The following is an 11,302-nucleotide window of genomic DNA, read 5'->3' on the forward strand; positions in this document are numbered from 1 at the left end:
GCTCGCCGCGCACGACGTGCTCGCGGCGGGGCTGCCGTCGACGCTGCTCGTGGCGCCCGACGTGACCGAGGCCAGACACCTCATGCCGGGCGACGACGACCCCAGCGTGATCGAGCTGCGGCAGGGCGGTGGCTTCGCGCGCACGGTGGGGGTGGACTCCGCGCTCGCCGGGTTCGTCGGCGCGTGCGACGGGGAGCTCACGGTGGCGCAGATCGTCGGCGCGCTGGCTGACCTGTTCGACGTGCCGCTGGCGGACCTGTGGGCCGACCTGGAGCCGAAGATCCGCTCCCTCGTGCGGGACGGCTTCCTGACACCGGGGGAATAGACGCGGCATCCATGCGTTCGAATACATCATGAAGGCTTTCGGATTCCTCTCCTTCGGGCACTACGCAGACGTGCCCGGCTCGGCGACCCGCACCGCGGGCGACATGCTGAAGCAGACGATCGAGATCGCGGAGGGGGCCGACGAGCTGGGCGTGAACGGCGCGTACGTGCGCGTGCACCACTGGGCGCGCCAGGCCGCCTCGCCCATGCCGCTGCTGACCGCGATGGCCGCGCGCACCGAGCGCATCGAGGTCGGCACCGGCGTGATCGACATGCGCTACGAGAACCCCTTCCAGTTCGCGGAGGAGGCCGCCGCGCTCGACCTCATCGCCGACGGCCGCATCGCCCTCGGCGTGAGCCGTGGTTCACCCGAGACCGCGCTGCGCGGCTACGAGACGTTCGGCTTCCGCGACACCGAGGACCCGGAGCGCGGCAGTGTGCTGGCGCGCGAGAAGTTCGAGATCTTCCTGCGCGCCATCGACGGGGAGCGCCTCGCCCCTGGCGACCCGCGCATGGTGGGTGCCGGGCAGTACCTGGCCATCGAGCCGCAGTCGCCCACCCTCCGCGACCACATCTGGTGGGGCTCCGGCTCGCGCGCCACGGCTGAGGAGACCGGACGCCAGGGCCTCAACATGATGAGCTCGACCCTCGTGACCGAGGCCACGGGACAGCCGTTCCACGAGCTGCAGCGCGAGCAGATCGACCTGTTCCGCGCCGCGTACAAGGAGGCCGGGCACACCGGGACCCCGCGGGTGTCGGTGAGCCGCAGCGTCTTCCCGCTGATCTCCGACATGGATCGCGCCTACTTCGGGCTGCGCAGCGAGGAGAACGGCGACCAGATCGGCGTGATCGACGGGTTCCGCTCCACGTTCGGCAAGACCTACGCCGCCGAGCCCGACGTGCTCATCCAGCAGCTGCTCGCGGACGAGGCCGTGATGGCCGCGGACACCCTCATGCTCACGATCCCCAACCAGCTCGGCCCGGAGTACAACCTGCACGTGCTGGAGGCGTTCGCGGAGCACGTGGCCCCGGCGCTCGGGTGGAAGCCGAACACCGAGGGACCCGTGCAGGGCGACCCGGTCGCCTGACGCCGGTCGCCCCGCGCCGTCCGCGGCTCGGATCAGCCCTTCGCGGGGCCGAACAGCTCCTCGCCGTGCTCGTGCAGGAGTTTGTACGCGTCGGCGAAGGTCTGCGGCTCGGGCTCGCCGGGCGTGCCGTAGCGCGCGATGAGCAGGCCGAGCAGCCCGCGTGCCGGCGGGGTCAGCGGCTTGAGGTGGTCCGCCTCGTTCGGCTGCGGCGTGCCCTCCTCGGGGTTCGGCGGCGTGTAGGCCGGGGTGGTCACGGGCCAGTCGGCCGGATGCCGCGGCCTGTCGAGGTTCACCACGTTCATGAGCGTGTTCGCCGACTGGTCACGGTCGTTGAGCGGCTTCAGGCCGTGCAACCGCGACAGCGTCGCGGTGACCGAGCCGTGGTGCATCTCGTCGTGGATGATGGTGCCGCGGCGTGTGTACGCCGACACCGCGATCGCGGGCACCCGGCAGCCCAGACGGTCGAACGTGAAGCCCATCTCGCCGGCCTTCGTGTCGGGCGTCGGTTTCGTGGCGGCGGGCGGCGGCACGTGGTCGTAGCAGCCGCCGTGCTCGTCGAACGTGATGAGCAGCAGGGTGTTCACGGCGTTCGAGCCGTCGGGGGTCGCACTCGTGCGCACCGCCTCGTAGATGTCGTGGATCAGGCGGTCCCCGGCGCGCACGTCCGAGATGGCGCTGTCGAACACCGGCTCGCCGTCGACCACGCTCTCCCGCGGCGACCCGAACGGCGGGTGGAAGTCGTTGTGGTCGTAGACCATCCGCGGCTCGATGAACGCGTAGGCGGGGAGGGTGCCGTTCTTCGCGTCGGCGTAGAAGTCCTCCATCGTGCCGAAGTGCTCGGTGCGCCAGTACTTCTCCAGCACCGCGGCGTGCAGCATGCCCGTGAACGACACGAGCTGCAGCTTGTCGATGTAGATCTTCCAGCTGACCTTCGCGTCTTCCAGCCGGTTGAACACGGTGGGTGCCGCGGGGGCGTCGATCCACTTCTTGTAGCCGCCGCCGGCCTGGTTCGTGACGAAGCCGTGCGAGGTGGACGCGTGGAAGAACGAGCGGTTGCAGAACGTCTGCGAGGGGACGGCCGCGTACCAGTGGTCGAACACGGCGAACTCCGACGCCAGGGTCGACAGCACCGGCAGCATCTCGGGCGAGAACGAGCCCATGATGTGCCGGGCCTCGTCGACGCTCGGCTCCGTGCCGCCGCGGAGCCGCCGAAAGTTGATGATGTAGTCCTCAAGGAAGCCCGACATCGTCGCCTTCTCACCGTGCGTCGGGGCGTTGAACGGCGCGGACATCTGGTCGACGAACAGGTCGGCGTTGGTCTTCGGGTCGACCGTGCCGAAGATCTGGGTGTTGACGTGCGGGTACTCCTCGCCCGGGTCGGGGTCGGGCAGGCTCATGATCCGGTCGGTGTCGCCCTGGTAGACATGCGCATCGACCACGGTGCCGTCGGCGGCCGTGTTGCTGTGCGAGCCGAACGCGAGACCCTCGAACGTCTCGCCCTTCGGCAGCGTGTCCTTCGTGTAGAGGTAGCCGAGCAGGTTGTCGAACGAGCGGTTCTCGCCCATCACCACGACCACGTGGTCGAAGCCCGGCTCCTTCCGCGGCGTGAGGGCGGCGAACGGATCATCGCCGGTCGCGAAGCCGTCGCGCGGGTTGTTCCCCGCCACGGACGCGCCGATCGCCGCGCCTCCGGCCCCGCCGATGACGGCCCCCGCGAGTGCGGCACCCCCCACCTTGAAGAACCCGCGGCGGGACGTGTCGCGGGGGGCGGGAGACGGGGAGGGGGAGTCTTCGTCGGCCATGCGCCGATCCTATGACCGGGCGGGGCGGCTCCGCAGGGGTCGGGCGCTGTTCACAACTCCGGAGAAATCGAGCCCCATGGCCGGATGGCAGCGCAGGAGACGGCGTGTCGCCCGAGAACTCCGGAGTTGTGAATGGATGAGGGCGGGTCAGGCGGCGGGGATCCAGAGCACGGCGCCGTCGCGCCAGCCCAGGCCGGCAGGGCCCTCGGGGATCGGCTGCTCGTGGCGGGGGCGGACGACGCGCAGCCGCTTCCCGGCGAACTCGACGATGTAGACCACGTCGGCACCGCGGTACACGTGCGCCACGACCTCGACCGCCACCGGGGCGTCCGCGCCGACGGTCGGCGCCAGGTGCAGGTCTTCCTGACGCAGCACCACCTCGCCCGAGCCGTCGGCGCCCGCACCGGTCAGCGGCACCTGCACGCCCGTGCCGTCGACGGTCGCGGTCACACCGGAACGGGTCGCGGGGAGCAGGTTCGCCGCCCCGATGAAGTCCGCCGCGAACGGGGTGCGCGGGGAGCCGTACAGCTCGGCGGGCGCACCTTCCTGCTCGATCACGCCGCCGTTCATCAGCACGATCCGGTCGGACAGGCTCATGGCCTCCTCCTGGTCGTGCGTGACGAACACCGTGGTGAGGCCGAGGGTGCGGTGCAGCTCCTTCAGCTCCACCTGCATGTCTTCCCGCAGTCGCGCGTCGAGGTTCGACAGGGGCTCGTCGAGCAGCAGCACCCGCGGCTCGAACGCGATCGCTCGGGCGAGGGCCACGCGCTGCTGCTGGCCGCCGGACAGCTGGGCGGGCATGCGGTCGGCGAGGTGACCCATCTGCACGCGCTCCAGCGCCCGCACCGCGAGCTCCTTCTGCTCGGCCTTGGGCTTGTCGCCGGCCATCCGCAGCCCGAAGCGCACGTTCTCGACCACGCTCATGTGCGGGAACAGCGCATAGCTCTGGAACATCATGCCGAGGTGCCGCTTCTCGGGCGGCAGCTTCGTGACGTCCTGTCCCGCGATCTCGATCGTGCCGCTGCTGGGCGACTCGAGCCCGGCGATGCAGCGGAGCAGCGTGGTCTTGCCGCAGCCCGACGGACCGAGCAGCGAGACGAACTCGCCGGACCGCATCGAGAGGTCGATGCCCTTGAGCACCTTCGTCCCCTTGAAGTCCTTGGTGAGTGAGGTGATGGTGAGCGTTGTCATCAGACGAACAACCTTCCCAGGCCGATGATGCGTTCGAGGACGATCATGAGGACGACGGTGAGCAGGACCATGAGGGTCGAGACGGCCGCCACGGTGGGCGACGTGCTGAACTCCAGCTGGCCGTAGATGGCGATGGGCAGCGTCTCCAGCTGCGGGGTGCGCAGGAAGAGGGCGATGACCGCATCGTCGAACGAGATGTTGAAGGCGAAGAACGCGCCGGCCGCGATGCCGGGGCGGGCGATGGGGAGCACGACGAGCCGGTAGCGGTTCCAGGTGCTGGCGCCGAGGGTGCGCGCGGCCTCCTCGGTGAAGTGGTCGGCGCGCGTCATCACCCCGGTCACGGTGCGCATCACGTACGGGATCGCGATGACCACGTGGATCGCGATCAGCACGCCGACGTTCGGCGAGCCGATCGTCAGGGACGCGATCGACAGCGCACCGATGGCGAGGATGATCGTGGGGATCGTCAGCGGCGACATCAGCAGCGCCTGGATCGCGGCCCCGCCGGGGACGCGGAAGCGGGTGAGCGCCAGCGCGGCCGCCGTGCCGATCGCCGCGGCGACGATCGCGACCGTCACACCCACCACGAGGCTCAGGCGGAACGGCTCCAGGTAGGTGTCGGAGGTGAGCGCCTCCACGTACCAGTCGAGCGTGAAGCCCTGACCGGGGAACGTGAGGAAGCGGTTCTCGCCCACCGAGGCGCCGGCGACGACGAGCAGCGGCACGAGCATGTACAGCGTCACGACGACGCCGAGCAGGATCGCGAGGATCCGGCCGAGGATCGGAACGGAACGGACCATGGTCACACCTTCTGCTTCCCGAGCCGGGACGTGGCCGCGAGCACGAGCATGACGCCCGCGAACAGCAGCACGGCCTGCGCCGCCGCGAACGCCCAGTCGAGGTTGGTGGTCGCGTCGACGTAGATGGTCTGCGCGAACACGGGGATCTGCGAGCCGCCGATGAAGCGGGGGGTGATGAACGAGCTCACCGACAGCACGAACACCAGCGAGGCGCCCGCGACGATGCCCGGCACCGACAGCGGCAGCACCACGTGGCGCAGCGTGCGCCAGAAGCCGGCGCCGAGCGTGCGCGACGCCTCTTCCAGCTGCGGCCTGATGCCGGAGATCACGCCGAGGATGCTGAGCACCGCGAACGGCAGGAGCACCTGCACCATCGCGATCACCACGCCCGTCTCGGTGCCGAGGAAGCCCTGGGTGCCGCCGACGAGGAGCTCCGCGCCGGGGATCTGCATCATCAGGCCCGACGGACCCATCAGCACCACCCAGCCGAACGTGCGCACCACGACGCTGGTCATCAGCGGCAGGATCACCACGATCAGCAGGAACGAGCGCACCTTCGAGCCGGCCCTGGCCATGATGTACGACAGCGGGATGGCGATGACCAGCGTGATCACCGTCTGGATCACCCCCAGGCGGAGCGAACGCAGCGCCGCCTGGAGGTGATATTCGCTCGCGAACAAGCGGGTGAAGTTGTCGAGGGTGAACCCGCCTGCCGGCGATTGCACGCTCATGAGAAGCATGCCGGCCACCGGGGTGAGGAAGGCGAGCGCGAGCAGCACGATCGCCGGCAGGAGCAGGAGCCAGGGCTCCCTACGGGTTCGGACGCTCATTTGGTGATCAGCGCATTCCACTCGTCGGTCCACGCCTGACGCGACGCGGCGATGTCGCCGGGCGCGTAGACGACGACGTCGTCGAGCTCGTCGCCGGTCAGCACGGACTCGGCCGCCTCGTCCGACAGCTCGGCCTTGGTGTTGACCGGGGAGTAGCGCATGTTCTCCGCGAAGACGGCCTGCGCCTCCGGGCGCAGCTCGAAGTCGATGAACAGCTTCGCCAGGTCGGGGTTGTCGCGACCCTCGACCACGTTCGCGGTGATGAGCGACGCCGTCGCACCCTCCTCGGGCACGATGAACTCCACCGGGAGACCCGCGTCCTGCAGCGTGCCCGCGTAGTCCATGGCGTACGGGGCGAGCCAGGTGTCGCGCTGGGCGAACGCGGTCTGCAGGTCGGGCGAGGTCGGCACCACGATCGCGTCGCCCGACGAGGCCAGGGCCCCGAGCTCCGAGATCGCCTCGGACGGGTCGTCGATGCCGCCGCCGAGGGTGTCGGCCACCCGCAGCATCGACAGCACGCCGTACGTGTTCGAGAAGTCGGTCAGCGCGATGTGACCGGCGTACGCGTCGTCGAACAGGTCCTCCCACGAGGTGGGCGCCGGAGCGTCCGCCTCGGTGTTGTAGACCAGGCCGATCGGGGCGAGCTGGATGACGGGGCCCTCGCCGCGCTCGAGACCGGCGGTCGCGATGTCGATCAGGTCGCCGGACTCCGACAGGTCGTCGGCGGCGATCGGCGCGATGAGGCCCTGCTCGGCGGCGGTGAACTCCTGGCCGCCGGAGAAGTGCACGACGTCGATCTGCGGGCTCGCCTTCTGGGCGGTGACCTGCGCGAGCGCGTCGGCGCTGTACAGGGTGATCAGCTCGACCTTCGCGCCCGTCTCCTCTTCGAACGGGTCGACGACGGCCTCGATGAAGGCCTTCTCCCAGTCGCCGCCGAACGACGTGACGACCAGGGTCTCGCCGGCGAACTCCTTCTCGCCGCCGGACGCGGAGGACTCGTCGTCACCGGCGGCACAGCCGGCGAGGACGAGGGCGCCGGTGGCGACGAGCGCTCCGGCGGTGAGGATTCTGCGGGTGTTCATGCACTGCTCCTTCGGGATGGGTCCAGCACGGGGGGAGGGGTGACGCCTAGAGGCGTCCGAGGGTGAGCTGCTTCGCTCCGTCGATGCGGATCGCGGCGCTCTCCTGAGCGAACTCCGCGAGTCCTTCGGTGATGCCGGCCCAGATGTTGACGGGTGTCCATCCGAGCGGGCCGAGAATACGGGCACCACGATCGTAGAAGACGCCGATCTCATACCACTCGAACGGCAGTCCGCCCATCTGCATCGGGCGCTGCCAGTACCACTGCAGATCACCGGGTGCGGGCACGACCTGCTGGTTCTCGGCGGGCACGGCCTCAGGGTCGAAGTTCTGCGCCTCCTCGGGCAGTCCCATCATGACCTCGGGCCCGGCGTACATCGCGTGCATGGTCTGCATGGTGACCGGCTTCTCCAGCGCGCCCCACATCGCCTCGCACGTGCGGGGGGCGAGGTCCTCGAACAGCGTGGCGACGGCGCGGACGCCGTTCTCGTACTCGAGGAAGATCTGCTTGGTCATCGGGTTCCTTTCTTCGCGGCGGAGGATTCCGCCGCTCGTTCACGGGCGGCCTCGACGAACGCCGCGAACAGCGGGCGCTCCTCGGCGGCCTCATCGGGGTCGATCATCTTCTCGGGGTGCCACTGCACCGCCCAGAAGGGCCACTCGCCGTCGGTCTCGACGGCCTCGACGATGCCGTCGGGCGCCCAGGCTACGGGCCGCAGGCCGGGCGCGGACCGATCGACGGACTGGTGGTGGATGGTGTTCACGATCCGCTCGGTCGTGCCGTACAGGGCGGCGAGGCGGCTGTCCTCGGCGAACACGACGGGGTGCCGTGCCGAGAGCTGCTCGTCGGCGCCGCGCACCGGATGGTGGTGCTCGGTGGCGGGGATGTCGACGATCAGCGAGCCGCCGAAGGCGACGGTGCTCACCTGCAGGCCGCGGCAGATCGCGAGCACGGGGAGGCCGCGATCGCGGGCGCCGAGGGCCAGGGCGATCTCGTAGCCGTCGCGGGCGGAGTCGTATGTCTTGCCGTCCTGCGGGGCGGCGCCGTAGCGGGAGGGGTGCACGTCTTCCCCGCCGGAGAGCACCAGCCCGTCGAGACGGTCGAGCACCTCGTCCACCCCGCCGGTGGGCGGCAGCAGGACGACGGCGCCGCCGGCCGCCTCGACCGGCGCGGCGTACTCGGCACCGAGCGTGTGGGCCGGGCGACCCGTGCCGAGGTCGGTGTCGATGAGGCGGCGCCACGTGGTGATGCCGATGAGCGGGCGGGTCACGACAACTCGATCCAGGTGGTCTTGAGGTCGGTGAACTTCTCCATCGCGTGCAGGCTCTTGTCGCGCCCGAAGCCGGAGCCCTTGACGCCCCCGAACGGGATGGTCATGTCGCCCTCCTCGAAGCAGTTGACCCACACGACCCCGGCGCGCAGGCGCCGCGAGAGGGTGTGCACGGCGTTGAGGTCGGTGCTCCACAGCGCGGCGGCGAGCCCGTACTCGGTGCCGTTGGCGATGGCCAGAGCCTCCTCCACGTCGTCGTACGCGATGACCGAGAGCACCGGGCCGAACACCTCGCGCTGTGCGACCTCGTGCTGCGGGGTGACCCCGAGCACGACGGGGGCGAAGTAGCTGCCGCCGTCGACCGCGGCGAAGCGCTCGGGGCTGCCGGCCGCCAGCTCGCCGCCCTCGGCCTGTGCCCGCTCCACGAAGCCGGCGATGCCGGAGAGCTGCTTCTCGCTGACGATCGCGCCCATCGAGGTGCCCACGTCGAACGGGTCGGCAGGGAGCGTGGTGCGGGCCACGTCGGCGGCGATCTCCAGGGCGCGGTCACGCTGCGCCCGCGGCACGAGCAGCCGCGACGAGGCCGTGCACATCTGGCCCTGGTTGTAGAAGCAGCCGTCGGCGGTCGCCCGCACGGCGCGCTCCAGGTCGGCGTCGGGGAGCACGAGGCTCGCGGTCTTGCCGCCCAGCTCGGGCCACACCCGCTTGCCGTTCGAGGCGGCGGCATAGCCGAGGAACCGGCGGCCGACCTCGGGGGAGCCGGTGAAGGTGACGACGTCGACGTCGTGGTGCTCGCCGAGGGCCCGGCCGGCGATGTGCCCGGCACCGGGGGTGACGTTGAGCACGCCGGCGGGGATGCCCGCCTCGTGCGCGAGCTCGGCGAGGCGGAGCGCGGAGAAGGTGGTGTGCTCGGCGGGCTTGAGCACCACGCTGTTGCCGACCGCGAGCGCGGGGGCGAGCTTCCACGCGGTCATCGTGAGCGGGAAGTTCCACGGTACGACGGCGGCGACCACACCGGCGGGTTCGCGGGTGACGAGGGCGAGGCTTCCCGGCGCGGTGACGGGCAGCTCGTCGAGCACCTTGTCGACGGCCTCGCCGTACCAGCGGAAGCAGTTCACCACGGCGCGCAGCTCGGTCTGCAGGGCCTCGCGCACGGGCTTGCCCATCTCCAGCGAGATGGTGAGGGCGAGCTCTTCGGCGTTGTCGTGGATGAGCTGCGCGAACGCGATCAGGCGCTGCCCGCGCTCGCGGGGGGCGATGCGCGACCAGACGCCGGAGTCGAACGCGGCGCGGGCCGAGCGGACGGCGCGGTCGACGTCGGCGTCCGAGGCGGCGGCGATGGGCGGCAGGGCGCGACCGTCACGCGGGCTGACGGGGGCGAGCGGCTCGGCGGTGCCGTCCTCCCACGCGCCGTCGATGAACATGCGGGTGCGCAGGGTGAGCGTCGCCGCGCGGTCCGCCCAGTCGTCTCCAGTAGCCGTGAACACGATCGTCCTCTCCAGGGGTGATGGCCCTGGAGAGGATACTCGCCCTATTTCGCCACTAGGTCAAGCTATAGCGAACGATCTCGCCACTTCTTTACACTCCCGTAACAGAATCGGCCTATAGCCGGATGGCTCCCGTCGGCATGTCCTGCGCCAGCGCCTCGGGCGCCTCGTCGACGATCAGCGAGCCGCGAAGCACCGGGGTGATCACGACGAGCGACTCCACGACCTCGAGCCCGTCGTGCCCCGCGACCGCCGGTCCCGTGAGGAAGTCGTAGAACGCGTCGGCATCGGTCACCAGCACGTTCATGAGCAGCTGCGAGGTGCCCGTCGTCGCCACGATGAACTTCACCTCCGGAGCCGCGGCCAGAGCCGTGCCCACCTTCTCCAGCCGGTCCATCGGCACGCGCAGCCACACGAGAGCCTCCAGGCCCAGCCCGAACAGGCTCGGCACGATCTCGGTGCGCGGATGCATCAGACCGCGCCGGTTCAGCGACTCCATGCGGCGCCGGGTCGTGGTCACGTTGAGGCCCAGGGCGCGGGCGAGCTGCGCCACCGGCATCCGCCCGTCCTTCAGCAGCAGCCGGATCAGCGCCTCCTCGTCGGCGCTCAGCGCATCGGCCGGATCGACCTCCGAGCCCGACGACTCGTCGAGCATGCGCACCTGCTCGTCGGTCAGCACGCCCACCCGCCAGTCGTGCCCCGAGCGGAAGAACTTCAGCACCGTGGTGACGTTGATCGACGCGATGCCGTCGACCTCCGGGAAATCGGTGAACAGCAGCTCGCGGATCGACGCGTCGTCGTGGGGGAGCAGCATGCCCGCGATGTCGCTGCTGCCCTCCAGGACCGACACCGAGGAGGCGTCGGTGCGCCGCGCGAGGGTGCGGGCGACGTGCCACAGCGCGTGCGGCTCGGTCGTGATGCGGAACAGCACGGCCCGGGCGTGCAGCACCCTCGCCGGGTCGACGTAGGTGGAGACCCGTACGAGGCCGCGATCGAGCAGACGCTGTCCACGGCGGGCGACCGTGCGCTCCGGCAGGTCGATGGCGCGCGCGATCTCACCCCACGACGCCCGCCCGTTCACCTGTAGGGCCGCGGCAACGATCCGGTCGGTCTCGTCGGCCATCACATCGTTCGCGGGCACGGGTTCTCCTTCGCGGGTTCGGGCACGTGAAGGTTATCCCAGGACCACGACGCGCGAAGGCGCCGCCGGAGCCGAAGCCCCGACGGCGCCCTCGGTCACGCGGGCGGCTACTCCGCCTCGGTGGACTCCACCGTCGAGGCCTCCGTCGCCAGCGCACGACGGCGGCGCAGCGCGAACAGGCCGAGGCCCGCGGCGAGCAGCACGACCGCGGCGACGATGTACGGCACGCTGTCGGCACCGGTCGTCGCGAGATCGCCGTCGCTCGCGCCGCCCGAGCCGCCCTGGCCC

Annotated in this window: 11 protein-coding genes and 1 pseudogene; 2 read left to right on the top strand and 10 right to left on the bottom strand. The window is 70.6% G+C overall.

Annotated elements, in window-relative coordinates:
* Both DW309_RS13725 and DW309_RS13730 read left to right on the top strand, forming a co-directional pair.
* Nucleotides 1-325, top strand: a pseudogene (locus DW309_RS13725) (PqqD family protein); the annotation flags it as partial.
* Nucleotides 326-353: 28 nt separating this feature from the next.
* Nucleotides 354-1,412, top strand: coding sequence for an LLM class flavin-dependent oxidoreductase (locus DW309_RS13730; protein ID WP_136037430.1), 1,059 nt, complete (start codon nt 354-356; stop codon nt 1,410-1,412).
* Nucleotides 1,413-1,444: 32 nt separating this feature from the next.
* On the opposite strand, the gene DW309_RS13735 is transcribed toward DW309_RS13730, so the two are convergent.
* The 10 genes from DW309_RS13735 to DW309_RS13780 form a co-directional block, all read right to left on the bottom strand.
* Entirely contained in the window at nt 1,445-3,214 is a 1,770-nt protein-coding gene (locus tag DW309_RS13735; protein ID WP_136045689.1) for an alkaline phosphatase family protein, read from the bottom strand.
* 147 nt (nt 3,215-3,361) lie between these two features.
* Entirely contained in the window at nt 3,362-4,405 is a 1,044-nt protein-coding gene (locus DW309_RS13740; RefSeq protein ID WP_136045690.1) for an ABC transporter ATP-binding protein, read from the bottom strand.
* The gene (locus tag DW309_RS13745; RefSeq protein WP_206252167.1) at nt 4,405-5,205 is read right to left on the bottom strand and encodes an ABC transporter permease; all 801 of its coding nucleotides are present in this window, start codon (nt 5,203-5,205) and stop codon (nt 4,405-4,407) included. The genes DW309_RS13740 and DW309_RS13745 overlap by 1 nt, the downstream gene beginning before the upstream one ends.
* A gap of 2 nt (nt 5,206-5,207) precedes the next feature.
* Nucleotides 5,208-6,035 carry an ABC transporter permease gene (locus DW309_RS13750; RefSeq protein WP_136037433.1) on the bottom strand — a complete coding sequence of 276 codons (828 nt, stop codon included), beginning with the start codon at nt 6,033-6,035 and terminating at the stop codon, nt 5,208-5,210.
* Nucleotides 6,032-7,117 carry an ABC transporter substrate-binding protein gene (locus DW309_RS13755; RefSeq protein ID WP_136045691.1) on the bottom strand — a complete coding sequence of 362 codons (1,086 nt, stop codon included), beginning with the start codon at nt 7,115-7,117 and terminating at the stop codon, nt 6,032-6,034. The genes DW309_RS13750 and DW309_RS13755 overlap by 4 nt, the downstream gene beginning before the upstream one ends.
* Nucleotides 7,118-7,163: 46 nt before the next feature.
* Nucleotides 7,164-7,631 carry a DUF3830 family protein gene (locus tag DW309_RS13760; RefSeq protein ID WP_136033794.1) on the bottom strand — a complete coding sequence of 156 codons (468 nt, stop codon included), beginning with the start codon at nt 7,629-7,631 and terminating at the stop codon, nt 7,164-7,166.
* The gene (locus DW309_RS13765) at nt 7,628-8,386 is read right to left on the bottom strand and encodes a gamma-glutamyl-gamma-aminobutyrate hydrolase family protein (RefSeq protein WP_168387279.1); all 759 of its coding nucleotides are present in this window, start codon (nt 8,384-8,386) and stop codon (nt 7,628-7,630) included. The genes DW309_RS13760 and DW309_RS13765 overlap by 4 nt, the downstream gene beginning before the upstream one ends.
* The gene (locus DW309_RS13770; RefSeq protein WP_136033798.1) at nt 8,383-9,873 is read right to left on the bottom strand and encodes an aldehyde dehydrogenase family protein; all 1,491 of its coding nucleotides are present in this window, start codon (nt 9,871-9,873) and stop codon (nt 8,383-8,385) included. The genes DW309_RS13765 and DW309_RS13770 overlap by 4 nt, the downstream gene beginning before the upstream one ends.
* Before the next feature lie 115 nt (nt 9,874-9,988).
* Nucleotides 9,989-11,014: an Lrp/AsnC family transcriptional regulator gene (locus tag DW309_RS13775; protein WP_136045693.1), complete on the bottom strand. Its 1,026-nt coding sequence runs from the start codon at nt 11,012-11,014 to the stop codon at nt 9,989-9,991.
* Between the two features lie 107 nt (nt 11,015-11,121).
* Nucleotides 11,122-11,302, bottom strand: a 181-nt coding sequence (locus DW309_RS13780) for an LAVTG motif-containing sortase-dependent surface protein (protein ID WP_136045694.1), incomplete at its 5' end; no start/stop codon positions are given.

Origin of the sequence: Microbacterium sp. K41 (genome assembly GCF_004794395.1) — a bacterium.
Classification (GTDB): domain Bacteria; phylum Actinomycetota; class Actinomycetes; order Actinomycetales; family Microbacteriaceae; genus Microbacterium; species Microbacterium sufflavum.

What these genes read in the sequence shown, in the direction of transcription:
- DW309_RS13730 (WP_136037430.1), top strand. Translation starts at nt 354, where the DNA reads ATGAAGGCTTTCGGATTCCTCTCCTTCGGGCACTACGCAGACGTGCCC.
- DW309_RS13735 (WP_136045689.1), bottom strand. Translation starts at nt 3,214, where the DNA reads ATGGCCGACGAAGACTCCCCCTCCCCGTCTCCCGCCCCCCGCGACACG.
- DW309_RS13740 (WP_136045690.1), bottom strand. Translation starts at nt 4,405, where the DNA reads ATGACAACGCTCACCATCACCTCACTCACCAAGGACTTCAAGGGGACG.
- DW309_RS13745 (WP_206252167.1), bottom strand. Translation starts at nt 5,205, where the DNA reads ATGGTCCGTTCCGTTCCGATCCTCGGCCGGATCCTCGCGATCCTGCTC.
- DW309_RS13750 (WP_136037433.1), bottom strand. Translation starts at nt 6,035, where the DNA reads ATGAGCGTCCGAACCCGTAGGGAGCCCTGGCTCCTGCTCCTGCCGGCG.
- DW309_RS13755 (WP_136045691.1), bottom strand. Translation starts at nt 7,117, where the DNA reads ATGAACACCCGCAGAATCCTCACCGCCGGAGCGCTCGTCGCCACCGGC.
- DW309_RS13760 (WP_136033794.1), bottom strand. Translation starts at nt 7,631, where the DNA reads ATGACCAAGCAGATCTTCCTCGAGTACGAGAACGGCGTCCGCGCCGTC.